17 protein-coding genes, 1 tRNA gene and 1 pseudogene are annotated in these 24369 nt (G+C 64.6%); 9 read left to right on the plus strand and 10 right to left on the minus strand.

What is annotated here, in order from left to right:
- Positions 1 to 95: 95 nt before the first annotated feature.
- Positions 96 to 1457: a hypothetical protein gene (locus ACIUM1_RS10695; RefSeq protein WP_406817124.1), complete on the plus strand. Its 1362-nt coding sequence runs from the start codon at positions 96 to 98 to the stop codon at positions 1455 to 1457.
- Between the two features lie 13 nt (positions 1458 to 1470).
- Here the strand turns inward: ACIUM1_RS10695 and ACIUM1_RS10700 are convergent, their stop codons facing one another.
- Both ACIUM1_RS10700 and ACIUM1_RS10705 read right to left on the minus strand, forming a co-directional pair.
- Complete coding sequence (locus ACIUM1_RS10700; protein WP_406817125.1) at positions 1471 to 2778, minus strand: NRAMP family divalent metal transporter; 1308 nt, start codon at positions 2776 to 2778, stop codon at positions 1471 to 1473.
- A 246-nt stretch (positions 2779 to 3024) separates the two neighbouring features.
- Entirely contained in the window at positions 3025 to 3540 is a 516-nt protein-coding gene (locus tag ACIUM1_RS10705; RefSeq protein WP_406817126.1) for a hypothetical protein, read from the minus strand.
- A 118-nt stretch (positions 3541 to 3658) separates the two neighbouring features.
- Between ACIUM1_RS10705 and ACIUM1_RS10710 the strand changes: the two genes are divergently transcribed.
- The 5 genes from ACIUM1_RS10710 to ACIUM1_RS10730 all read left to right on the plus strand — a co-directional run bounded on the left by ACIUM1_RS10710 (position 3659) and on the right by ACIUM1_RS10730 (position 11514).
- Complete coding sequence (locus ACIUM1_RS10710) at positions 3659 to 4591, plus strand: DMT family transporter (protein WP_406817127.1); 933 nt, start codon at positions 3659 to 3661, stop codon at positions 4589 to 4591.
- A gap of 162 nt (positions 4592 to 4753) precedes the next feature.
- Positions 4754 to 5155 (plus strand): hypothetical protein, encoded by a 402-nt coding sequence (locus ACIUM1_RS10715; protein WP_406817128.1) that lies wholly within the window; start codon positions 4754 to 4756, stop codon positions 5153 to 5155.
- Positions 5152 to 5640: a GreA/GreB family elongation factor gene (locus ACIUM1_RS10720; protein ID WP_406817129.1), complete on the plus strand. Its 489-nt coding sequence runs from the start codon at positions 5152 to 5154 to the stop codon at positions 5638 to 5640. Before ACIUM1_RS10715 ends, ACIUM1_RS10720 begins: the two co-directional genes overlap by 4 nt.
- A gap of 464 nt (positions 5641 to 6104) precedes the next feature.
- Positions 6105 to 10586, plus strand: coding sequence for a PIN domain-containing protein (locus ACIUM1_RS10725; protein WP_406817130.1), 4482 nt, complete (start codon positions 6105 to 6107; stop codon positions 10584 to 10586).
- A gap of 100 nt (positions 10587 to 10686) precedes the next feature.
- Complete coding sequence (locus tag ACIUM1_RS10730; protein ID WP_406817131.1) at positions 10687 to 11514, plus strand: hypothetical protein; 828 nt, start codon at positions 10687 to 10689, stop codon at positions 11512 to 11514.
- A gap of 65 nt (positions 11515 to 11579) precedes the next feature.
- Here ACIUM1_RS10730 and ACIUM1_RS10735 read toward each other — a convergent pair whose 3' ends face one another.
- The 7 genes and pseudogenes from ACIUM1_RS10735 to mobF form a co-directional block, all read right to left on the minus strand.
- Positions 11580 to 13073, minus strand: coding sequence for an N-6 DNA methylase (locus ACIUM1_RS10735; RefSeq protein ID WP_406817132.1), 1494 nt, complete (start codon positions 13071 to 13073; stop codon positions 11580 to 11582).
- Positions 13074 to 13092: 19 nt separating this feature from the next.
- Positions 13093 to 13515: a PIN domain-containing protein gene (locus tag ACIUM1_RS10740; protein ID WP_406817133.1), complete on the minus strand. Its 423-nt coding sequence runs from the start codon at positions 13513 to 13515 to the stop codon at positions 13093 to 13095.
- A complete protein-coding gene (locus ACIUM1_RS10745) occupies positions 13512 to 13730 on the minus strand; it encodes a hypothetical protein (protein WP_406817628.1) in 219 nt (72 codons plus the stop codon). Before ACIUM1_RS10745 ends, ACIUM1_RS10740 begins: the two co-directional genes overlap by 4 nt.
- Positions 13731 to 14150: 420 nt before the next feature.
- Positions 14151 to 14366: pseudogene (locus ACIUM1_RS10750) on the minus strand (hypothetical protein); the annotation flags it as partial.
- 178 nt (positions 14367 to 14544) lie between these two features.
- A complete protein-coding gene (locus ACIUM1_RS10755; RefSeq protein ID WP_406817134.1) occupies positions 14545 to 15858 on the minus strand; it encodes a restriction endonuclease subunit S in 1314 nt (437 codons plus the stop codon).
- Positions 15855 to 18578, minus strand: coding sequence for a DEAD/DEAH box helicase family protein (locus ACIUM1_RS10760; protein ID WP_406817135.1), 2724 nt, complete (start codon positions 18576 to 18578; stop codon positions 15855 to 15857). Before ACIUM1_RS10760 ends, ACIUM1_RS10755 begins: the two co-directional genes overlap by 4 nt.
- 177 nt (positions 18579 to 18755) lie before the next feature.
- A complete protein-coding gene (mobF, locus tag ACIUM1_RS10765; protein WP_406817136.1) occupies positions 18756 to 21557 on the minus strand; it encodes a MobF family relaxase in 2802 nt (933 codons plus the stop codon).
- Positions 21558 to 21998: 441 nt separating this feature from the next.
- Here mobF and ACIUM1_RS10770 point away from each other — a divergent pair, with 441 nt between their 5' ends.
- Together ACIUM1_RS10770 and ACIUM1_RS10775 are read left to right on the plus strand one after the other, a co-directional pair.
- The gene (locus ACIUM1_RS10770) at positions 21999 to 22241 is read left to right on the plus strand and encodes a helix-turn-helix domain-containing protein (RefSeq protein WP_406817137.1); all 243 of its coding nucleotides are present in this window, start codon (positions 21999 to 22001) and stop codon (positions 22239 to 22241) included.
- A 33-nt stretch (positions 22242 to 22274) separates the two neighbouring features.
- Complete coding sequence (locus tag ACIUM1_RS10775) at positions 22275 to 23465, plus strand: tyrosine-type recombinase/integrase (RefSeq protein ID WP_406817138.1); 1191 nt, start codon at positions 22275 to 22277, stop codon at positions 23463 to 23465.
- A gap of 181 nt (positions 23466 to 23646) precedes the next feature.
- On the opposite strand, the gene ACIUM1_RS10780 is transcribed toward ACIUM1_RS10775, so the two are convergent.
- Positions 23647 to 23730, minus strand: a tRNA-Tyr gene (locus ACIUM1_RS10780).
- Positions 23731 to 23799: 69 nt separating this feature from the next.
- Between ACIUM1_RS10780 and ACIUM1_RS10785 the strand changes: the two genes are divergently transcribed.
- Positions 23800 to 24291: a YajQ family cyclic di-GMP-binding protein gene (locus tag ACIUM1_RS10785; protein WP_007768058.1), complete on the plus strand. Its 492-nt coding sequence runs from the start codon at positions 23800 to 23802 to the stop codon at positions 24289 to 24291.
- The last annotated feature ends 78 nt before the right edge of the window (positions 24292 to 24369 follow it).

Raw genomic sequence — 24369 nt, forward strand, 5'->3', positions numbered from 1 at the left:
CGTGCGGTCGTGGCAATGGCCGCCGTACGCCCGAGTCGCGGTCGCATCGGGGCGGCTTTACGCTGCTTGGTTACACGAACTTAACGAGGGTTTTCATGGGTGCAGCCTGGGTGCATGCGGCCCGGCACCGCCTGTTCACCTACGGGTGTGCCGCTGTCGCGTCGGTCGGCTGCCTGGCCGTCGCATCCTGTTCGGAAACCGCAGCGCCGCCCCCGCTTACCGCCACCACCTCGGCGTCCGCCTCGAAAACCAGCACCCGAGCGGCCGCCCCGCCCGCCCCGATAACCGGGCCGCTGGAAAAGGACTGGAAAAGCTACGGCGGAACGGCGTATTTCGGTTGCCCGGAGAAGTTTTCGGTCGGCAAGTCGGCGCTGGACGACATCCGGCCGAAAATCTTCGATCCCAAAACCGGGCAGTACACCGCACCCGCCATTCCCGCGATTCCGGCCGGGGAGAACCTCACCGGCGGCATCTGCGCACTGACCGGCACCGCCGACGACATGAAGGTCGTGTACGTCGTCACCACCGTCAAGCCGGCGCAGCCCCCGGCGCCCGACGTCACCAAGGCCACCGCCTACCTGTACGACTCCACGTCGGGCCGGCAGCTGGCCACCCAGGACCTGCAGCCGCCGGCCCCCGAGCTGAAGCTGTCCGCGCCGAAGGAGTGGGGCCTGGCCTCGACCGCCTCGGGCGTGGCGTGGCTGAACGCCTTCACCGACGGCCACGGCACCCCGTCGCCGCCGCGGACCGTGGTCCTGTCCAATGGTGACCTGTCGATGATGTGGAACGATCCGCAGCCAGGCCGGGCTTGGCAGGATGTTCTCGCGTTCGCGCGCAACACCGAGCCCGGCAAGACATCCGGCGCCGAGCTGCGCCGGCCGAGCGGTGAAGCGATCTACCAGGACAACGACGTGCAATCCGTCGACGCCGAATTGACCGACGGCTCAAACAAACTGGTGAAGCTCACGCACTGGGATTCCTACAACCCCCCGGTGGTGTCGACGATGTTTTATGACATCAACGCCAAGTCCATCATCAAGATCGGCGATTCCGACCGGATTTCCGGTGGCGGGCTGACCGCGGCGCTGTCCGACGGCAAGCTGTTCGTCGACGGCCACAACTCGGACACCTCCCAGTTCGGCTTCGGCGTGTGGAACCTGCGCAGCCAGCAGTGGGACTTCCAGAAAAGCCGGGACGACGCCAAGAAGCTGTCGATTTCCAAGCTGGCGTTTTTCGAAGATCACCTCTACATCGCCGGCACCGGCGGGACGTTCTCCGTAATCGCCTTGCCCGCAACCGATCCCGTCGCATCGAACTGGACGCTACGCCCGTTCGAGCGGATCTCCGGATGGACCCTGGTATGCCGCGGCGAGAACGCGCCGGGCGGCAACGGCGAGTGCAAGGAGATCGTCATGGTGCAAGACCAGGACGGTCACTACCCGGGCCCCTGGTTCTGAGCTTCGTTCCCGCTCAGAACAAGCCGAGGGCCTGCGGCACCATGTAGAGGCCGAAGCCGATGGTCACGAAACACAGTGCGCGGGTGAGGTGTTTGTGCAGCCCCCGCATGCGCCACCGCTCGGGCAGCGCCCTGGCTTCCAGCGCCAGCAGCAGGCCCAGCACGATGGGCAGCAGCAGCGCGTTCATCACCTCGACGTCCACGGCCAGGTTGACCAGGTCGACGCTGGCCAGCACCAGGATCGCGCCCGCAACGTGGGCGAGCCCGTAGGTGAGGTAGAACTTGGCGGTGGCGCGGTTGGGCCGCTCGTTGAGCGTGTGCTTCCAGCCGAACACCTCGGCAAGCCCCCACGCCCCGGCCAGCGAGGCGACGATCGCGGCCACCAGCGCGGCACCCAGCATGCCCAGCCCGAACAGCATCGTGCCGCCGACGTGCCCCAGGTAGGGCGTCAGCGATTGGGCGATCTGGCCGACGGTTTCCAGCTCCGCCCCGCCGCCCTGCGCGCCACTCGACCCGATCGTGGATGCCATGGTGATCACCACCGCGATCATGATCAGTTGGGTCAGCACCGCGCCGAACGCGGTGTCGTAGCGAGCCTGCCGAATCGTGCTCTCCGACAGCCGCTTATCGACCACCGCGCCCTGCTGGTAGAAGATCATCCAGGGCATGATGACCGCGCCGACGTTGGCCGCTATCAACAGCAGATACGACGAGTTGCCCAGCGGCATCGACGACAGGCCGTGCATGAGCGCCTGCGGATCGGGCCGCGCCATCACCATGGCCACCAGGAACGCCAGTTCTGCCGCGCCGATGACCAGGCCGATGCGCTCGACGCGCCGGTAGCTGCCGGTCAGCGCCAACGCCAGCAGCGCGGCGGTGGCGACCGGAATGCTGACCCACCGCGAGACGCCGAAGAGTTCGCCGACTCCGGCGATACCGGCGAATTCCGTCAGCAACGCCCCGATCGCCGAGGCGAACAGGGTGAATGCCGACAGCCACGCCCAGCCGCGGCCGAACCGCTCCCGGATCAGCGCGCCGTGGCCGCGCCGGGTGACGATGCCCAGCCGCACGGTCATCTCTTGCACGACGTAGAGCACCGGCATCAAGATCAGCTGCGGCAGCACCATCCGGTAGCCCCACTGGGCGCCGGACTGCGACGCGGTGATCAGCGACCCGGCGTCGGTGTCGGCCAGCATCACCACCAGGCCGGGGCCCCAGACGGACAGCAGTCCCCAGCGCAGCCAACGGCCACGCGTGCGCAGTGACACCGGCGGTCGATCGTTGAATTCGTCCGCCACCGGCTGCGTGGTTGTCTCGGTCAACCCTGCCTCATTCCTCTGATACGCCCGCGTTCGTGCAACCCGATCCGCACCGAGGATAGCCAAGCCTGACCTAATCGCGGGAGTTTTTCCGGAGTGCGGTAGAAGAGACGCAAAGCCGAACCCGCCGCGAAGGCAACGTACGCAGTGTCATCGAGACCACCCGCTCAATCGAGCTGGGCCGCGGCCGGCGCGAAAACCGGTGTCAGCAAAGTCGATTGAGATGGGGTCCGGGCGAGACCGCTGGGCTCACGTCTTGAGACTCGAACCATCTTCAACCGCAACGTTTCTCGACCTGACAGCGGCTAGTACGGTGCAGGCCAGCAGCACGGCGGTGACCACGGCCTCGGCGATCAACGCCCCGGAGTTGACGAAATCCCGGTCGGCCAGCCCGGACGCCCCCATTTCGTGTTTGGTACCGCCGACCAGTAGCGCCGGATACACCGCACACGAGACGGCGGTGACGAAGGCGACCGCGGCACAGGCGCACGCGACAAGGCCGAGCCGGCGCACCCGGGCGGCGGCCAGCAGGGTGGCGGCGGCCGCGATCGCGGCGATCAGCACGATCCAACCCGGCGCGCTGTTCACCATGCCGTTGAGCAAGGCGCCGTAGTGATCGGCATCCTCGCCGTCGTACATGCCGAGACCATTCCAGCGGATGGGGAATCCCAGGTGGCTCAGGTCGATCCAGGGCAGCAGCGTCAGCGCCGCTGACGCGATGGCCGCGGCGATCCCGGCTATGGTTAATACCTTGCTACGCAGCATGTTTCCTTTCGATCGGGCGGGCGGGACGGACTCCCGCCGGCCACCCAGGGTAAGGCGGGATGGCCGGCCGCCGAAAGACTGAGTTAACGGCGCGCAGGTCTCGGGTACCCCTTGGGGCATGGGGTGGGTGACGTCGCACGCGGTTGCGATCTTCTCGGCTTTGCTTTCGGCGTTCTGGGCTGCGGTGGGAATCGTGGTCCGGCAGCGCGCGACCCACCGCGTTCCCGGTGATGAGGCCATGTCCGCGGCGATGGCGACCACGCTGGTACGCCAGCCGCTGTGGTGGGCGGGGACCTTTGCCGCGGTGGCCGGCTATGTGTTTCAGGCCGTCGCGCTTGCGCACGGATCGCTGCTGCTCGTGCAGCCGCTGTTGGTGTCGTCGTTGCTGTTCGCGCTGCCGTTGAGCGCGGCTCTGTGCCACCAGCGGATCAGCCGGATTCAGTGGGGCTGGGCGATGCTGCTGACCGCCGCGCTCGCGGTCTTTCTGCTGGTGGGCCAGCCCCGCGAGGGCCACAGCCGTCCCCCGATCCCGGCGTGGACGCTGGCGTTGGCGATCACCGTGCCGTCGGTGCTCGCCTGCGTCATCGCCGCGCACCGGGCCGCCGGCCGGGTGCGCGCCTCGCTGCTGGGCGCCGCGGTCGCGGTCCTGCTCGGCATGATCGCCGTCATCACGAAGGTCTGCACCCACCGCTACTCGGTCGGCGGATGGGACGCACTCATGACCGTCCCCGCCCCCTATGTGCTGGTGGCGCTGGCAATCACGGTGACCGTGGTGCAGAACTCGGCCTTTCACGCCGGTGCGCTGCAGGCGTCCGTCCCGATCATGCTGGTGGGTGAGCCGGTCGTCGCGGTGCTGCTCGGCGTCCTGGTGCTCGGCGAACACTTGGCGGTGGGCGGCCTGACGGCCGTCGTCCTCGCCCTCGCGGTGGCGGCGATGCTGGCGGCCACAGTCGCCCTGGCCCGCAGCCAGGCGATCGACAACGGCGAAGCCCCCGATGAGGAGCGCGGGAAGCGGCCGGACCTCGACGAAGCCGTTGCGGTCGGGCGGTAACAGCCCACGCAGGGTCACCCCTGTGGCGCTGGATTTACACGCTGAAGCAGCTGGCCAAGGCGTGACCCGTGTGCGATGGTCCTCGCAGGCCCATAATCCACCCTGAGATCGGGCCTGCGGAGGGGAAGCGGTCCACGTCGTTTGTGCCTGATGCTCATAGGCGTGAGTTACCCCGACAATGCGCAGCGGGGCCGTCTGGACGAGCGCTCGTTTCGTCTGGGCGCCGGGTTCGAGGAGCAGGAACGCGAACAAATCCTCGAAGTGCTGTCCGCGCTGGGTCCGCACCTGGCCCGGTGGGACCCGAGCGAGGTCGAAGTCGACGTGTCCGTGCGCGAGCGCGGCGGTAAAGATCAGCGCGTGACGCTCCGCGCATTTCTGCCGGGCGGCCCCCCGCTTGTGGCGGTTGGAGACGACCGGGATCTCATGCGGGCTCTTGCCGAAGCCAAGAAGGACCTGATCACTCAGATCGATCGGCGCAAGACGGAGCATGAACCCAAGAGAAACCGTCGGCTGCGGCGCGACACCGTCCGCCGCCCGGGGTCGGGCGCGGGCGCGGGGTCGTGAGCAAGCACAGCCGGGCGGCGATGCTGACGCCGGACGAGCTCGCCCTTCTCGAGGCCGAGCTCGAAGAACTGAAGCGGCGGCGCGAGCGCGTGGCGGCCGACCTGGACAGCATCCGGGATACGGTCGGCGACCTCGTCGACGCCGATGCGGCGGATCAGATTGGCCTCGCCGACGAGCTGACCGCGATCGACGACCGGATCGCCGAACTCAACTGGCATCTGCACGGTGGGCGACCCGCGTCCGAGGTGCCGGGCGCGCTGCCGGACGGCACCGAGGTGACGCTGCGCTTCCCGGATGGGGAGCTCGTTCACCTGCGGGTGGTCGCGATCGTCGGAGAGGTGCCGGTCGTGGACGAGCACGCCTTGACGCCGGACAGCCCGATGGGGCTCGCCCTGGCAGGCCACCGGCCAGGGGACGTCGTGACATTCGAGACGCCGCAGGGACGACAGCAGGTCGAGCTGGTGGCGATCCGGTATCCCGACTAAAAGCCTCGGGCCGCGAGCACGTCGCGGTTGCGACCGTCGGCCGGTGGTGGCAGGTACAGGATTCGAACCTGTGAAGCTTTCGCGACGGATTTACAGTCCGCAGGACGGCGTTTCCGCGCATGTCCCTGCATACCCTGCACATCCCTGACCTGCAGCGTCGGTCTCGGTGAGTGCCCGCGCGTGCCATCTTGTTCTGTATGCCTTGTGACAACCCCGTGACAGTGCTGACAGCGACCTCCCTCGGCCGGCGTGGACAAGCCTGCCGTTCGACGGCCGCAGGACCAAACATCCTCGGAGACGATCTCAAGCTCGACGTAATCACTGCACACGCCATGTGCAACGCGTTCGGTTGATTGCACAAACCGTATGCGGAATGCCACACTTGTGATGTGAGTTTGACTGCGGTCGAGAGCGACATCTTGCGAATGCTCCGGCGGTCGGCCGAACCGCTAAGCGGCCGGCAAGTGTCTGAAATCGCGGGGGTGGCACCCAACACTGCGAACCGGGCGCTTAGGGCGCTGCAGGAGCGTCGGCTGGTCGATTCCAGGAAAGTTGGGCGTGCCACCCTGTGGACCACGACCGCGGACGTGGCTGGGCTGACGGAACTGGAGGGGTCGACGCAGGATCGGGTGGCCCTCGTGGTCACCGGGGTCGACCTCGAGCACACCGAGGTCCGCAACCGCTTGGTGAACGTCGAGCGCATACGGGTCGGCGGAATTTATATGCTGCGTGGCGAGGTGCCGGGCGCCCGCACCGATTGGAACGTCTACCTCGCCCGCGCGGGGATGGGAAACGCGACGTCGGCGGCCCTTGTTGGACTCGCCGCCGGGGAACTGCGCGCCAATCTCGTCGCGTTCGTCGGCACGGCCGCCGGCCTGAAGCCTGGAGACCAGCAGCACCTCGATGTCGTCGTCGCGAGCAGTATCCACAATCCATACGCGGGGAAGCAGGTGCCAACCGATTCCGGCTCAGTGCTCCTCGGCCGCGACAAGTCCTATGTCGTTCCGGCGCCGTTGGTCTCGGTCGTGACCGCCTGTATCGCCGACAGCGCGTGGACCTCGTCGACCCGTAGCCCGCACTACGACCCCAGACACCCGCATGCCTTCGTCGCACCGATCGTGGCCGTCGACGCCGTCCAGACCGACCCCGACGGTCCAGTGATGCAGGAGATCCGGGCCCGATTTCAGGACGCAGCGGCGCTAGACATGGAGTCCTTCGGGCTTGCGGCAGGCTCCGACATTCACGACCTCCCGGTCTTGGTGATCCGGGGCATCTCGGACTTCATCGGCGACAAGTCTGCCGCCGGGAATGACGACCAGCAGCCGCTCGCTGCCGGGCACGCTGCCAGTCTGCTTCGCGACATCCTGGTCTTCGCCGACCCCGACGACGTCAAGCGCGGCGCCGCGGTCGTACCTCCGGAACCGACCGACTACCCCGGGCACGCTCCCGAGGTAGTCCTACCCTGTGCCATCCAGATGTGGATGGACCGTCTCGCGCGCCGCTCAGACGCCCGTGCCGAAGCCGCACGAGAAGCACTAGCCGAGATGCGACGCTCCGGTGGCACTGCGGCCACCTGGCTAAGTCGGGCACTACACCGGCCGCCGGCCTGGCTGCGTGAGGACGATACCGGCGACGGTTGGGCGCTCGTCGGATCGCTGGCGTCGTGGTCTGGGTCGAAGGTTGCGTGGCGCGCCTTCGAGCAGGCCGCACGTTCGGCGACACTCACCGGCGACCTCGACGCGAGCGCCTACTTCACGATGACTGCCCGGCTCGAGCGGATCGCCAAGGACACCGACGCAAACGAAGCCGTCGGCCCGACCGAGCCCGGGCCGTCCGCGCTAGATGATTTCGACGACGACGTCCTCGACCGGCTGCGTCCAGTCATCGACGTCTACCGGGCGGTCCTGGAGCACGACCTCGCGAAGGCAAAAGCATGCACCGAGATCGCGCTCGCCTGCCTCGGGTTCAGCGACCAGTCTGGCGTGCTAAGCCTACCGACGGAAGCAGTGGACGTCATCGAGTTCGATTCTGAGTTGCGGGATTTGGTGGCCGCGACCGTGCTCCGCCAGCTTGCACAGTTGATGTTGGCGCCGGGCGCAGCAGATCAACTCGGCATCACGTCCGGACTCGCGGCACCAACCCTGCGCGGCAACCCAGTGACCCGCGACCTAGCCGACGACGCCATGCACCTCGCCCAATGGGCTGTCGCGTTGCGCCCCGACGCTGAGGGCACACGTCTGACACTCGCCCAGACAACGCTCGCGGTGCTGGTCTCGATGGCCGGCCGCACCGCGGCCGATGTCGGCGTCCACGTCGCGCGTTATGCCAGAACCGTGGAGACCGACGCGATGGTGGTGCGTGACGCGCTCCGCGACTGGGATGGCACTTCGGGGAGTGCGCTGGCGGTCGCCGCCCGGGCCCGGTCCATCCAGGGCGACTTCAACGGCGCGCTGCGCATGTTGCAGCCCGCTCCGGATGGCATCGCATCGCAGCAGGAAGCACGTCACCCCGAGGTAATTCGGCTGGGTGCGCACCTCGCACAGGTCGTTGGCGACGACGATTTGGCGCTTGCGCTTGCGGCGAAGAACCCCAATGAGGTCGAGGCGCAGCTGATGCGCGCCGCCGTGCTCGGAGCGAACCCGGAGATGGCCGGTGAGTCCAAGGACGCCCTCTTCGCGGCACTTGCGCTCTCCAGGGGCGACCATCACGACGACTACCTGGCCCTCATGGCCTTGGCCAGGCGATTTAACTCGCTCAACGAGACCGAGCAGGCCACCGTGACCGCGCACATCGAAAAAATCGGAGAGCTCGATCCTGCTCTCGCTGGCGTCATGCGGGCGCGCGTGCTCATCAGCCAAGGCGACACCAGCGGCGCGCTGCGTCATGTGCGTGGAATGGAACGCAGTGAGCTGGTCTTGGAGGCCCATGCCGATGCTCTCGTCGCCTCCAATCGTGCGAAGGAGGCCACTCTCCTGGTGTTAGAGGAGGGCAAGTCCCGCGGCGATGTTCTGCTGGTGACTGAGGCACTGGATCTAGCGATGGACAATGGGTTGTCCGAGATCGGCCGCAACATCGCGCTCGACCTGTTAGGCAACCAGGATGGGAAGTCGTTGCGTCTCAAGGCGTTGCACGCACTGCAGCAGATTGCCCTCAGTGAGTCCAACTGGTCCGAGGTAGCGGCCCGCACCCAGGAGCTAATCCGGGAGCTTCACGACAATGACCTTCCGGTGCCGGAGATTCAGTACTGGCAGCTCGCAGAGGCACTGTTCTTCCAGGAGAAGTTCGAAAAGGCACTCGACGTACTTCTCGACTCGCCGCCGCTGAGCTTCGCCCAACGCGAGCGGGCGCAGCTGTTCCTCACGCTCATCTGGCGCGTCACCAACGAGCAGCGCGCACGCGCGAACGGCCAAACCGACGCCACCCGCACCGGTCTCGGCAACCCTCGGCTGTACGCGATTTTCATGCGCGCCGCCGCAGAATGGGCACACGATGAGCAGATCGCCACCGCCGCCATGTCGGTCGTGCTCACCGCGCCGGACTCGAGCTTCACCGAAGCCCAGGTCGCCGAACTCCGTGGCTACACCAGAAGGTACTTCGAACAGCATGGCGACAATGCCTCCATCACCCGCTTGCCCGTCGAACGCGACAACCTCGAGCCGCTCAAGGAGTACATGCGCGCCGGCGATGCGGGCCAACGCGCGCTCGAAGAACTCGCCGGCGAAGTGCGCAGCGGCCGCTTTCCACTCGCTGTCCTCACCGAGGCCGCGGGCTGCACCACTACCGAGAGCCTCATCCGACGCGACCTCGGCTACGTCATGGCAGTCGACGACGATGGGGGGGTTGGTGAGCAAACAGCACGCAAGGCCCTTGACGGCCGCGTCGTCGTCGACGTCACCGCGCTCGTGGTCGCGCGCTGGACCGGCCAGACGTTCAAGAAGCTCGCCGCAAGCTTCGACGCAGTCATCGTCCCGGCCACACTCCGCGCCGACGTCGCGCGCGCGCGCACCGGCCTTGCGATGAAGTCGACCGCCACGCTGCGCTGGGACACCCGATCACAAAACCTCACTTTCAGCACGACGTCGGCCGAAGAAGCCCAAGCGTATGCCGATACCGCCGAGCAGATCTGGGCCGACGCTCAGCGCCTGCAGGTCGCACCCGTCGCAGAGGCCACCCCCCACGGTCGGTGGCTCAGTGCGATCACCGCCGCGCAAGAACTCGGTGTTCCGGTCTGGGCCGACGACGTCACTATTCGCCGATTCGCCCGTTCTATGGGTGTACCCGCGTTCGGGTCAATCGACCTGGTCCGCGCACTAGATAACGACGCCCACCTCGCTGCCGCAATTACAGCGTTCCGCGACAACAAAGTGGTCGACCTGCCAATCGACCAGCCCTGGGACCGCCTCGCAGAACAAGCCGAGTGGAAGGTCGACAGTCCCTTCGCCCTCGCAATCTCTCGCCCTGCTGCCTGGCGCGATATCCCCGAGGCCTTCGCTCAGTTCCGGTCCCTCGTCACCGGCCGACCCAGGGACATCGATCCCGAGACGACCGCTGCATGGGCGCACCTGGCCGCCAACGGTCTCGCTATGGCAACCGTGCCGTCGGCCCGACCCACTGTCGTATCCGCATTCCTCGCGTGGACGATCTCGTTCGCAGACCCCTTCTTCACCGCCGTTCACGAACGCCCCCACACACTGGATGACGCGAATGTTCCACCAGACGGGGGGCGCGTCGCAGAGCTGATATTTACCGCCGCCGATGCCCTCCGCGACCACCACTACCCCGCGGCTGACGGCTTGACCAAGCTCGTCGACGTCTTGTTCGGCGGCCTGCTCAAGTCGGTCGGGCCGCAAGCGACTAGCCGCATCGTCGCTGCCCTGGCGAACCGTCTCGACCAGGAGACCGGAAGACGCGTGTTCGCGGCCTACATCCAGTCGGCAGGAACGTAGCCTTTGCGGGCCGGTGATCGCCGGAAGAATAGCCTTCAAGAAGGTTAATACTTCTATTGCGTAACCCTCTGTGATCCATCGCGAAAGAACAATCACTTCAATGTCAAATTTAAAAAACCCAACAAAGCGAAAACTTGAGCATCTGTTCGGCATGTCCACCGGTTACGTGCTTGATTTCAGCAACGCTACCTTCCAAGACTTCATCCTGACGAGCGTCGGCATAGACGTCGACGAACGGTACCCGCAGGGCTCCAAAGCCACTCGGCTCCGCGCGTTCTGGCAAAGAGAAAATGATGAGACCGTCACAAAGCTCACACTGGAAATGCTTGATCGCTGGCAGACTAACGAACTAATGAACGGCGGCATCGCCGACGCCGATATGAATATTTACGAGAGAGTCATGGAAGAGCTAAAGGTGCTCAAACCAGGCGAACCATCACCAACCGCGGATGAAATCGCCTTCCTAGACAGAGATCTCGGCAACATCGACCTCAGCGCAGTTCCTGTCCCCATCACCTTCCGAGAAGTGATCGAACAGCGCCGAGCTGAGATCGAGCTATGCCTGAGAGCCAAAGCTCCGCTCGCGGTCATCTTCCTGTGCGGCAGCACCTTGGAAGGCCTGCTCTTCGCCGTCGCCGAAAGGAAACCTAGGGACTACAACCAAGCCAGAGCAGCGCCCACCAAAGACGGCAACGTAAGACCATTTAGCGAGTGGACGCTTCAAAACCTCATCGACGTGACCCGCGAGCTCGGCCTTGTCGGCGAGGACGTTGCAAAGCATGCCCACGCTGTGCGCGGCTTCCGCAACTACATCCACCCGCGCCAGCAGATCCGGGAGAACTTCACTCCGCGCATGGTGACCGCCGAGATCGCGAACAAGGTGCTTCGAGCAGCAATCGCTGATCTGGCGAGCAAGAGCGTTCCCTAACTACTCAACGCGAAAGATGCCCTCCTTACGACGACTGACAGCGACAATGTGCGACCAGCGGCGGGTCAGGTTAGTGCAACGTCTCCGTTCGCCGTGGCTTCGAGGGCCGCTGCGACCGCCTCGAACTCCGTGAGCGCCGCAGTGAGGTCTTCGACGATCTCTCTGGCGATGACCTCAGGGGCTGGGAGATTATCGGCGTCGTCGAGCGACTCGTCACGCAGCCAGGTGATGTCGAGGTTAACCTTGTCGCGCGCAACGAGTTCCTCGTAGGTGAACGATTTCCACCTCTCCGACTCGACACGTTCGTCACGAGGCTTTCCGCTGAGATAGAAGTCGACGAACTCGTCAAGGTGATGGCGGCGTAAAGGGTTCTGCTTGAGAGTGAAGTGCTGGTTGGTGCGAAGGTCGTAGACCCATAGCTTCATAGTCCACGGCTGCTCGGAAGCCGGCTTCTTATCGAAAAAGAGCACATTGGCCTTCACACCTTGAGCGTAGAAAATGCCAGTGGGTAAGCGAAGGATCGTGTGTAGGTCGAAGTCGGCCAACAGCTTTCGGCGTAAGGTCTCGCCGGCGCCGCCCTCGAACAGGACGTTATCTGGAAGGACGACGGCGGCGCGACCGTTGATGTCGAGAATGGTCATGATGTGCTGTAGGAAATTGAGCTGCTTATTGCTGGTCGTGACGACGAAGTCCTGCCGTTCGATCTCGATGTCCTCGCGGACCTCCCGACCGTCGGCACCGACCATCGTCAACGACGACTTACGGCCGAACGGCGGGTTGGTCAGCACCACCGACCAGCGCCGGCCCGGGTCAGAGATGAGGGCGTCACGAACATCGATCAGTGAGGCGCCGTCCGCGGTTCCGATGCCGTGGAGCAGCAGGTTCATAGCAGCCAGTCGCGCTGTTCCGTCGACGAGTTCGTAGCCGGTGACGAACTCGTCACGCAAGTGCTTGCGCTTCGTCGGGTTAAGGTTCTCGGCCCCTTGCACGGCGTGTTCATGGGCAACGAGGAGGAAGCCACCCGTGCCACAGGCCGGGTCGACGACGATGTCGGCGGGTGTGGGGTCGATGACGTCGACGATCGCCCGGATGAGGTCACGGGGGGTGAAATACTGGCCTGCACCCGACCCCTTGTCGGAGGCGCCCTTGGAGAGCAGCGCCTCGTACGCGTCGCCTTTGAGATCTGTGCCCGAAGCGGACCAGTTCTCTTTGTCGATCAAATCCACGATGAGGCGTTTGAGCTTCGCCGGATCCTGAATCCTGTTCTGCGCCTTGCGGAAAATCGTGCCAAGGGTGCCCGGCTGCTGCGCTAATCCGACGAGGATCTTCGTGTATTGGACTTCGAGGTCGGTTCCTTCGGCGTCAAGCAGTTTCTGCCAGGAGTACTCGTCGGGAACGATCTGCTGCGGGTTGAGCCTTCTGGTCTCCCGCTCGTGTGCCATCTTCAGGAACAGCAGGTAGGTGAGTTGTTCGGTGTACTCGATGACACCAACGCCGTCGTCACGGAGCACGTTGCAGTAAGCCCAGAGTTTGTCGACGAGGCGTCGGGAGTCAGACACAGTGGTTTTGCCCTTCTGATCAGCTATACACAACGAGGTTGGGTGCGCCACGGTAGATCTCGTCTCCGGCCAATAGATCAAGCCGCTTGGCGATGGCACAGGCAGCTACCCATCGATCACCGGTGTGCTCTCTGGCGTGTAAGCCATGGCCGAGCCTGCGGCACTCGGCAGCCAGCTCTGCGTACGCGTCCACCACTTCGTTGTCAGGACGGATCGTGGGCGTACGGTCAAGAATCTCGATCGTTTCGGCCATCCTTCGTTCACCCCACTTGGCGCTTCGCGCGCCCGCAAGCACCTCAGCCCTGGTCTGAAATGAAATGAGCACACGCCGGCCGGTCAGGTATTCGCGCCAACCAGCGACACGCGAATCGCTATTAGCGCGGCGCAGGTAAATCAGGCTGAAGACGTCAGTATCGACCACCGCCGCCGCCACTTGATTCACGAACGCGCCGCCTCGAGAAACGCCTGGAATTCGTCGTCAGTAAGGTCGATCCCGCCGTCGATGTCTGGTCCGGGGGCGCTGGCCAGGATCTCTTCGAGCGTCGTGACGCTGCGGTCCATGTGCTCGGCTGCCGGATCGTCAGTACGCGAGATGCTGGCATTGTCCAACACGACAAGCCGACCCGATTGCAGCACGGCATCACCCCGAGCGACCACCCACTGACCAACGAATTGCGCTGCGGTGGTATCGCTTTGGACATGCTTGAGGTCCACGGTTTGATCGACGTCGTCGCGGACACGAAACTCGTGTGACCGTAGATCAACTTTCTCCAGTCGGCCGGTGGCAGTCATGATGCCTCCCGGGTGAACGCGTATCGGTGTCCACGTCTCGACGTGCAGGGCCGACGAGACAATCCGCACATCGGGCCGTGAAGGCGAGCCCAGGACTACGGTGGGCGCCGCGGCTTGAATGGCGTTGACCAACTTGCCGACGCTCTCCGCGATCAAGTCGGTCGCCCAATCCGGGCGACTGTCGTCGCCAATAGCTCGCAATATCTCCCAAAAGCGGTCATCCGCCGTGGCTTGTTCGGGCAGGTCGACGTCGAGTTTGTCGGTAGGCCCTTTGCTGAATCGGAGGACAGTGCTTCCGGGCTCGACTGCGTGGAGCCGCAGTTGCGAGAGCTCTTCCATGAACTGCTTTGTGCGGCCAGGCCCGGGCGTGTTGATTACTTCGCGGCTGATTCGAGTCGTCAATTCCTGCAGAGCAGTTGCGAGGGCGGCTAGGTCCTTGACCGCAATCTCGCCACTTGGGACGGCAGCGTCAATGAGACGGAACTCGATCTCCTTGATCATCGCAGCTACCTCCTTAAGTCCGTGCTCCGGCGCGTCGTCACCACGGCATAGCACACGACGTCCACATCAATTCTGCCCTCACCGGCAGAAACGCTCTTCCCGGTGATCACAGCTACGTCTGACACGTCGCGTTACTCGCCCAGCGCAGTCAGCATCACTCAATGCCCCGGCTTTTTTCTTACTCACCAAAGGTCCCAGTCAATCGACCCGAAAAGGCTTTGGCCAGGAGGGAACGCCGCAGCGCTTCCGCCCGTAACCGGGCCTCGACCATTGCATCCTTTAGGCGCTCGTATTCAGATTGCTTCTCACGGATTACAGCCACGATGCGCTGAGCATCGCCAGCGGCGGGAACAATCACAGGCATCTTGCGGATGATGCTGAGGCTGATGGATGCAAGGTTCACACTCTGCTTGCCGTTACGCTCGGCCCAGGAGCCGCCAATTGTGTTCGCCGTCATTGACAAAAAGAATGGATCGAGGCGAGGTTCCCGGACGCGCGCCCTGAACACGTGATTTTGGTGAATACACTCGTCGATTTGGTTCTCCCACACCCAGCCACGAGCCAATTTGTCCCGATCGCCGCCTTCATTAAGCAGGACGTCGCCCTCTTGGAGCCTTAATGCACTGGCCTTAGCCGGTGCAACCCTAATAGTTTCGATGTCGTCGAGCTTCAATCGCCCGCGCTGAACGTTTGCAACCCGCAGATACGGCACCTCGACAAACGTGAGATCTCCTTCTCTCTTTGCATCCTTAGTGACGCCACCTACGACATCGGCCACATCCCCGAGTCGTGCCCACGACCAGCCAACCGGGAGCGATGGAAGCCATCCGTCAGCAGTCCCGGCCTCCTCAAGCCTCGCACTGGTGCGGTTGGCGACATTAGCTGCTGTTAGGGCACGAACAATAGTCCGTTCACGAAGCGTGTCGAGTTTGGCGAGGGTTCGCGCCAGCCCCCGGTCCGCGGCGTCGAGGCGCGAGAGGTGGTCTTCGAGGAAGTCGACGATGCGGTGCTGCTCTGGAAGCGGTGGCAACGGGACAGGAATCTGACGGATCACACTTAGTCCGAGGCGTGGACGTCCAACCCCGTGGCGATGCTCCGCGGCCCAACGTCGCGCCTCGGGGCGTTGGAGCGAATACAAAACCCAGCGGGGATCGACCTGATTCCCGAGACGCACACGGATGCAGTCGGCTTTCACAATCGCAGGACCGATCCATTGCGGAGCAAGGCATGCTCGCGGCAGCACTTCCCCCAGAGATGCCACTAAGAGGTCACCGCCACGAACTTCGTGCGCTCGCAGCCTCTCGAAGTGCTCTGGCGATATGTGAGCCTTCTGATCGATGAATACCCCATCGCCTATGTTCTGAAGACGGATCACCCTTGGCCCTGACGCGGTGTAATGGCGGCGAGCCAAATTGGAGCCGAACGGACCATCCGTGATCGCCTTCGGTTCGTCAGATTTCAAATCGTCGAGCGTAACCGTTGGCCAAGTCATGCGGTGAGCTCCTCATTAAGCTCATCAACGAGTTCACCCGCCCGCTCCCCCAAATCCCGCAGCGCCCCATCGGTTCCTCCCCGTTCAATGAAGGGCGCGTCGTCAAGGTCTTCCACGCGGATCCCGGCGGAGTTGGCGATCACTGACACCATTCGGTCCAACCACCAGCGCTCGGTGTCGGTGAACACCACGCCGGCCTGCTCCTGTTGCGCCAACCAGGCCGCGTATTTCTCGCGCACCCGCTCACCGTAGGGAACGAGTTCGTCGTCGACGCCGGTGGTGTAGCGGATCAGCGATACCAGATCGGTGAGGGTGTGGGTCGGGCTGTGGTGCACCCTGGGCGCATCGATCGCGGCGTAGGCGTTCCAGATGATGTCAGGCGTCCAATTGTGCGGCGGCCGGGCGATGCGGGCTGCAAGTCCCTGGATGTGAGCGAAGTCGATACGCTGCTCGCCGGCCTCATAGGCAACCTGGATCGCGGTGATTTCGTCGCGGTGCTCATTAAGGTAGGCGCGCCACGACTCCACGATCGACCGGGCGCGGTCGGTATCGACCACTCCTCCGGCCTCGACGAGCTCGTCGCTGCTGACTTCGTCGATGACGCGATCGTGGGTTCTACGGAGTTCGAGGACGCGGTTGCGCAGTTCCGGGTTGGCCGCAATCGGCTCGATGGCCTGCGCGATCGCCTCACCAGAGGTCGTGGACGGCTCGACAGCATCGACGAGTGCCTTGACGATATCGCGGACTGCCTGTCCGGCGACCTCGTCGAGTTCTTGGCGTTCCTCGTCGGTGAGATCGAGTTCGAGCTTGGCCAGCCGTGATGCAAGGGTGGCCGCTTCATCCTCGGTAAGCGTCAAGGCCGCAGCCTTGTCCAGAAGATTTTTGAGGCTGACCGACTTTTGTCGGTCTAGCGGCGGCTCGACGTAAGGGTGCTCGGTGACGCCGATGGCGTCGACGATGACGAACCGGGTTTTGTTCTCCGCATCGGGCGTGACGGCCTGGAAGTCTGCCGAAGCGATTGTGCGCGCGCCGCGCCCCTTCATCTGCTCGAAGTACTGCGCGGAACGCACATCGCGCATGAAGAACACGCACTCCAGCGGCTTGACGTCGGTGCCCGTGGCGATCATGTCGACAGTCACCGCGATCCGCAGCGCCGGGCTTGTCCGCAGCGCCTGAAGCTGTTCTCTGGCGTTGCCCACGCTGTAGGTGATCTTCGCGGCGAAGTCATTGCCCCTGCCGAACACCTCCCGAGCCTGCCTGACGATCTCCTCCGCATGGTTGTCGTCCTTGGCGAAGATTAGTGTCTTCGGCACGGTGGAGCGGCCCGGGAAGATCTCGGTGAAGAGCCGATCGCGGAAGGTTTCTAAAACGGTGCGGATCTGGTCGGTGGCGGTCACGGCGCGGTCCAGGTGCGCGGCTCGGTAATCCAGATCCTCGTCGAGGGTTTCGAGTCGCTGCTCACGCGTGCGGCGGTCGACTTTCGGCACAACAGTCCCCGCTTCGATCCGTGAACCCTCGTCGGTGATTCGGGTGCGGATTCGGTAGATGTCGAAGTCCACGTTGACACCGTCAGCGACGGACTCGGGGTAGGTGTATTCGGAAACGAGGTTTTGGCGGAAGAACCCGAAGGTCTGCTTGCCTGGGGTGGCGGTCAGTCCGACGACGTGGGCGTCGAAGTACTCAAGGACGCCGCGCCAGACCCCGTAGATGCTGCGGTGCGCCTCGTCGACGATGACCAGATCAAACGTTTCCGGAGGAAGTACGTCACTGTAGGAGACCATGACGGGGGTGTCCGGGGTGAAGTCATCGAGGTTGGGGTCGTCGGCGTCGCTGACTTCGCCCTCGTTGAGGAACTTGTAGACCCGCTGGATGGTCGAGATCGTGACCTTGGTCGAGCCGAGTAGCCCAGCGCTGGACAACTTGGCCATGTTGTACAGCTCCGTGAAGCGGCGACCGTCGTCTGGAGTGCGGTAATTCTGGAACTCGGCCAGCGTCTGGTCGGCCAGGTTGTTGCGGTCGACCAGGAAAAGGATCCTGTTGAAGCCAGCGTGTTTCAGCAGCCGGTAGGACTCGGTGACCGCGGTGTAGGTCTTGCCGGCTCCGGTGGCCATCTGCACCAGCGATCGGTCGAACTGCTGATCGGCGAGACTCTTCTCGATTCCGTTGATGGCCTTGATCTGCGCCGGGCGCAACGGGCCGGTATCGAGAGCAGGGACATCGCGGACCTTGGCGCGCCAGGTGGGGTGCTCCGGCGACGCGTCCGCGTCGCGCAGGATGCGAGCCAACGTTGCCGGCTTGGGAAAGTTAAAAAGTAGCCGCGCCCGCGGCTCGGGATCAAAACCGTTGGTGAAGTGTGTCTCCACCCCCGATGCCTCGAACACGAACGGCAGCCGGCCGTCCCGGGACTTCGCCGCGAGGCGCACATCTGGCGGCAGCCCGTGGGCGTACATCGCCGATTGCCACTCGACACCCGACAAGGGCGTACCCATTGGTTTAGCCTCGATGACGCCGACCATAGCCTTGTCCACGTAGAGGAGGTAGTCAACGCGGCCATGCCCGGGCTTCATCACGACTTCTCGAACGGCGACGCCCTGTCCGGCGAACAGATTCAGGTCTTTTCTGTCCTGAACCTTCCAGCCCGCCTGGATCAACTGCTGGTCGATACGGACACGAGCACGCGTCTCCGCGGGAAGAAGGCTTGTACCGTCCTCATCACTCATGGCGTGGCAAAGGTTACCGACACCGACCCATTCCCAGTCGTAAATCCGGCAGCTGATCGCCATTTTGGGCGATCGACCAAGGGGCAGGTACAGCCCATAAGTGGTTGCAGCAATCTGCCGCCGTCGACGAACCTCTGACCTACGCGGCAAGTTCTGCGAGGAGACACGATGTCGGTTCTAGAGTTCGAGCCCGTATCCCCGAGTACGGCTGCGTTCACGACTGGCCTGACGCGTGGCGATGGTGATGCGCTGGTAAGCGGCGTCGCGGGCGCGGCTTTGGGTGGTGTGCTGTCGCCAGGCTGCGGCGCGGTCGGCGCGACGCCGGTCGTTGCGGTCGAGCAGTGCTGCGACGACCATGGGCAGCAGTTCTCGGTCGGTGCGGTCGGCGACGCTGTGCATGGTGTGGGCGCGGTCGTCGTTGGCGGTCACGATGGTGTGAAGGGCATAGGCGGCGGCATGTCTGGTGCCGCGGTACATCCGGTGGATGCCGGTGTCGGTGCCCTGATGGTGTTGGTGGGCTTCGCTGGTGACCAACGGATAGATGGCGAGGTGGTTTTCGTCGCGGCCGCGGGTCATGGCTACGTAGGCCATTGCGCGGCTGGCGCGATCGGACAGGATCGTCCAGCAGATGCCCCGTTGGTGCTGGTTGCCGATGGTCATGCCTTGGGCGGAGTGCACGGTGCCGGCGTAGCCAAGGGTGACGTGCTCGCGCAGGTAGTCGCCCTCGAAGATGACGCGGGCGTTGTCGGTAAGCCGCTCGGCGAGGATCCGACCTTGTGTGGGGTCGACAGCTACCACGCGCCAGCGGTTGCCGTTGCGTACCCGGTCGACTTGCGTGACGCGGCGCTGCTGTGTGCCGGGTTGAACAGTCATGCTGGATTCGTTGCGCCGGCTTAGGATGAGGTCGCCGACGCGGACCTGCTGATCGCGCGCCACCCGCACACTCGGGGCGTTTGGATTGGTGTAGTGATCATGCAGGCGCTGGTTGACGGCATCGGCGATTTCCAAGGTGTCGCAGAGGATTGCGGCGTCTTTGCCCTGGGCGCGGGCTTTGATGTAGGCGGTGGTGGCGTCGGCGGCCATGGTGACCTGATCGCCGGTGTGCAGGCGGTCGTGGGTGCGGTACCAGCCGATGGCTTTGCGGAGCCGGTTGCCGCGCGCGGACCGCAGCGCTAGTGAGGCGTCGCGCTCGGCGGGGTCGCGCATCCGCCACACCTCGGTGAGGCGCTGTGACCAGGGCAGGTCGTGGCAGAGGTGCTCGAACATGCCGCCGCGGGCTTTGACCGGGGCCAATTGATAGGCGTCGCCAACGAGAATGATCTTGGCGTGCGAGGCGGTGCTGGCCTCGAGCAGGCGGCGCAGCTCGGGGGTGCCGAGCATGGAGGCTTCGTCGACCACCACCACGGTGCGCCGATCCAGGGTCATCTGGCCGCCGTCGATCAGCTGCAGCGCCTTGGCGACGGTGAACCCGCGGTCGCCGGCGTCGTCGCGCAGCGCCTCATCGACGGCCTTGCCGGTGGGCGCGAACACCAGCACTTCTTTGTTGGTGCGGTGCGCGGCGGCGCGCAGCGCTTGCAGTGAGTGCGTTTTGCCCGCGCCGGCCGGGGCTCGCAGCGGCTGCACCAGGTATGGCGAGTGCGCCATGTTGGCGATGGCCCGCGCCTGGTCGGCCGACAGGTCGACCAGATCTTCGGCGCGCACATCGAGCCGCGCGCGGGTGTCGGCCCCGTCGACCAGGGCCAAGACGCGTTCCTCTTCGGCGATGACCGCGTCCACGGTGAACACCTCGTGGCCCTCGCGGTGGTGCGCTTGTCGGGGCGCGCTGACGCGCACCCCCACGATGTCGACGATCTGCTCGATCAGCGTCCGCGCATCTCCAGGCGCGTCTACCGGCAGCAACGCGCCCACCCACTCCACCAAGTCCGCGCGCGTGCACGCGGCCTTATCGATCTCGGCGACCAGGCGCACCAACTGCGCGTGGTCGGTCAACAGCCGCGGTGCGGCGCGATCCAGCGCCAGACCGCGAGCATCGGCGCGCCAGTCGGCTTGCAACTGGGCCCACGAGGTGGATTCCGGCTTGGCCGGCCGCGTCGCTTTCTGCGCAGTCGCCAACTGCTGCGCGCTCGGCGCGCCATCAACCACCACCAGGTTGTTGCGCGCCCACTCCCGCAACCGCGACGAGCGCCGCGACCACACCTTAATGCTGTCCTGAGGGACCGCAGCGATCTCGGCCATCCCCGTAAACGGATCCACCGGCGCCCATTCCAGCATCAGCTCGGCATGCACCTCGTGACGCAACACCGCCTGATACACGACCCCGGCGGCTTTGGCTTCGTGAAATAGCGACTTCGAATCGATTGACACCAGAGCGCCGTCGGCCCGGGCCTGGCGGTTAGGAACGATCACGTGAGTGTGCAGATGCGGGTCCCCGCATCGGGACGTCTCGTGTTGGTAGGCGATCGCCACCAACCCTGGTAGCGGCTGCAAGTCCTTCATCCCGGTGACCGGGTTGTGCACCCGGGTGTATCCGGCGTGCTCGTGCAGATAAGCCATGGCGGCGGTGATGGCCCGCTGATGAGCCACCTGCATCGCCTTTTCGGCGCGGTCGTCGGTCAAGGCCCGCAGCAGCGACACACTCTTGGGCGCGGCGAAGGTCAGATCGAACCCGTGCACACTGCCCTTCCTGAACGCCCGGCCGGCGTGGCCGTTGGGGGCGATCCCGTCATCGAGCCAGCGCTCCACGACATCGGGGTTGGCCGTTCCACCGGCGACCGCGCGCCCGTCCAGGCCGACCAGCTCCGCGGTGCGGGCGGCGTCCCCGGCGATCAGCCAAGTCGGGGCACGGGTATCACCCTCGGAGTAGTACTCCCCCAGCCCGCCGTTGGCCCGCTGGCGATCCAGGCCTTCCTGCGCGGCTTGGCGGGCGGTGTCGTTGTAATAGTTGATGCTCCAACGTGATAGCCGCGAGATCGTCAACACCGGCGACCACCTCACAACCTCGGCGAGCGAAACCACCTGTAGCGGCTGGGATCTGGAGGTGCGCGTAGCACGCCCCCAGATCAGTATTGCACCCCTTGTGCCAATGTGCCGGGAAAATTTCGAAGAAGGGTGGAAAGTGGGACGGGGTGAAACGTGTTGTGGTGTCGTAGTTTTGAGATAGATGAGATGGGACAATGTGGGACGAGTTGAGATGATAGTGCAGATGGGGTGATAGAGGACAGGGTGCAGGTAGCGTGAGGCGTTGCGTTGCGCCGACGGTCCGCGCCGCCGCACGCGTCGAGCGCGTCGAGCGCGTCGAGCGCGTCGTGATGCTCTCGTGCCCGATCGTCCCGCGCGCTCGGTGAGCCCCTGGAATTTGTGCAGGACTAGTCGGTAGGGCGAATTACAGTTGTGGAAGGCCCATAACGCGAGGCGGAGCACATGACTTACACCTATCCGGAGCACGCGGTGACCGTTCACGACACGCCTGAGCCCAGGCCTTCTACCCCTCGGCGGCTTCTCACCATCGTGGAAGCGGCTGAAGCACTGAGTATCTCGCGTTCTTCTATCTATCGTCTTTTCGACGCTGGCCAGCTGGCATGGGTCCAGATCGGCGGATCGCGCCGGGTGGCGTCCGCAGAGATCGAGCGTTTCATCGCTGCACACACTGAGGCGGCATCGTGATCCCGCCACTGAACGCAGACTGAGCAGGCCGCCATGGCTGAACGTCGCCAACTGCCGCCTCAAATCAAACGGGTCGAACTTGCCGCACGCGATGGCGGCCGCCCCGTTATTCGCTATCAACTCACCGTCGACGTGGGCGTGGTCGACGGTAGGCGCAAGCAGCTGCGGAAGCGGTACAAGACCGAGCGAGAGGCTCGGGCAGCGCTAGATGCCGTACGTGGCGATGTCGCCAAGGGCACCTATGTGCATCCGTCAAAAATCACACTCTCCCAAGCGTGCGAGGACTGGCTGGCTTCCAAGCACGGACTCAAACCTTCGACGCTTCATGGACATCGGGTAAACCTCGCGCCCGCACTCGCCGAACTCGGTGAGGTCGAAGTGCAGAAGCTGAGCAAGCGGCACATCGACGATCTCGTCACAGCCCTGCGCGCCGGCGGCCTGGCCTCTCCCACCGGCAAGTCGCGCAAATCGTGGTCACCGCGATCTGTGAACTACCTGCTGGGCCTACTGACTGCGGTGCTGAGGGACCAGATGCGGCAGGGGCATGTGGTTCGTAATGTCGGCGAGCTGGTCGACCGCATCCCTGCCGATCCGAAACCTGCAGACACATTCGCCCCAGCCGAGCTCCAAGCGGTTCTCGCTCATATCGACGGCGACCGCTACGCGATCGCCTGGCAGCTTGCGCTTACCGGGCTGCGCCGCGGCGAAGTGGCGGGCCTGCGGTGGAGTGACATCGACCTGGCCGCGCGGACGCTGCAGATCTCGTCGACGCGGCTCCGGTTCGGTAAGCACCTCGTCGAGGACACCCCGAAATCCCGCGCAAGTCGCCGCACCCTCCCCATACCTGACCACCTGGCCGCCGCGTTGCGGGCCGCCCGCGCCATCCAGGCTGCCGACCGCTTGGCCCTCGGCGAGGACTACGAAGCGAGCGGCTACGTCGTCGTGGACGAGTGCGGTGCGGCGCTAAGTCCGCACGCGCTGACATCACGGTGGGCGCGGATGCTCAAGGCCGCCGGGGTCCGGCACATTCGGTTCCACGGCGCACGGCACACCTGCGGGACGCTGATGCATCTACAAGACGTGCCGATCGCGGTGATCTCTGCGTGGATCGGGCACGCTTCGAAGGCCTTCACTATGGCCACATACGTGCACTCACAGCCCGAGGCCCTGACGCTCGCCGCGCAGAGCTTCAACAGCGTCGTGGGCGAGTCGCGACGTTCCTGACCTACCCGGCCCCCTGACCGCATCACCGAGCCAGTCCGGCTTCGCACGACACGGTCACACAGATGCAATGCCGGCGTCCTGGTGTGCACGTGCGCAGCGAGTTTCGCGCGGGTTGTGACAAATCGTGACAACCCGGGCATGTTCGAACGCGTAGCCAGAGACCAAATAGCCCCTGACCTGGTGGTGGCAGGTACAGGATTCGAACCTGTGAAGCTTTCGCGACGGATTTACAGTCCGCTCCCATTGGCCGCTCGGGCAACCTGCCGCCAGACAGGTTACAACGAGCGGGTAGACAAAGCACAAACGCCTATCACCGAGTGAAGGGACGGAATGCATGGCGGACTCATCGTTCGACATCGTCAGCAAAGTGGATCGCCAGGAGGTCGACAACGCCCTCAACCAGGCCGCCAAGGAGTTGTCCACCCGGTTCGACTTCCGCGGCACGGACACCACGATCGCCTGGAAGGGCGACGAGGCTATCGAGCTGACGTCGTCCACCGAGGAACGCGTCAAGGCGGCCGTCGACGTCTTCAAGGAGAAGCTGATCCGCCGTGACATCTCGATGAAGGCCTTCGACGCGGGCGAACCGCAGGCCTCCGGCAAGACCTACAAGATCAGCGGCACCCTCAAGCAGGGCATCAGCAGCGAGAACGCCAAGAAGATCACCAAGCTGATCCGTGACGACGGCCCCAAGTCCGTCAAGACCCAGATCCAGGGCGAGGAGATCCGCGTCACCAGCAAAAAGCGTGACGACCTGCAGGCCGTGCAAGCGCTGCTCAAGCAGGCCGACCTGGACGTGGCGCTACAGTTCGTCAACTACCGCTGACCGCCCCGTTCGCACGTCGTCACCCGGATTCGCCAGTTTCTGGCCCGACCAACCGGTGGGTCTCTAGGCTGGTGACGA

The sequence above is a fragment of the Mycobacterium sp. M23085 genome, from assembly GCF_045343915.1.
In the GTDB taxonomy this organism is placed as follows: Bacteria; Actinomycetota; Actinomycetes; order Mycobacteriales; family Mycobacteriaceae; genus Mycobacterium.

Bases quoted from the DNA above. Each gene is read 5' to 3' on its own strand.
- ACIUM1_RS10695 (WP_406817124.1), top strand. From the start codon at position 96: ATGGGTGCAGCCTGGGTGCATGCGGCCCGGCACCGCCTGTTCACCTAC.
- ACIUM1_RS10755 (WP_406817134.1), bottom strand. From the start codon at position 15,858: ATGACTTGGCCAACGGTTACGCTCGACGATTTGAAATCTGACGAACCG.
- ACIUM1_RS10705 (WP_406817126.1), bottom strand. From the start codon at position 3,540: ATGCTGCGTAGCAAGGTATTAACCATAGCCGGGATCGCCGCGGCCATC.
- ACIUM1_RS10775 (WP_406817138.1), top strand. From the start codon at position 22,275: ATGGCTGAACGTCGCCAACTGCCGCCTCAAATCAAACGGGTCGAACTT.
- ACIUM1_RS10730 (WP_406817131.1), top strand. From the start codon at position 10,687: ATGTCAAATTTAAAAAACCCAACAAAGCGAAAACTTGAGCATCTGTTC.
- ACIUM1_RS10770 (WP_406817137.1), top strand. From the start codon at position 21,999: ATGACTTACACCTATCCGGAGCACGCGGTGACCGTTCACGACACGCCT.
- ACIUM1_RS10710 (WP_406817127.1), top strand. From the start codon at position 3,659: ATGGGGTGGGTGACGTCGCACGCGGTTGCGATCTTCTCGGCTTTGCTT.
- ACIUM1_RS10760 (WP_406817135.1), bottom strand. From the start codon at position 18,578: ATGAGTGATGAGGACGGTACAAGCCTTCTTCCCGCGGAGACGCGTGCT.
- ACIUM1_RS10785 (WP_007768058.1), top strand. From the start codon at position 23,800: ATGGCGGACTCATCGTTCGACATCGTCAGCAAAGTGGATCGCCAGGAG.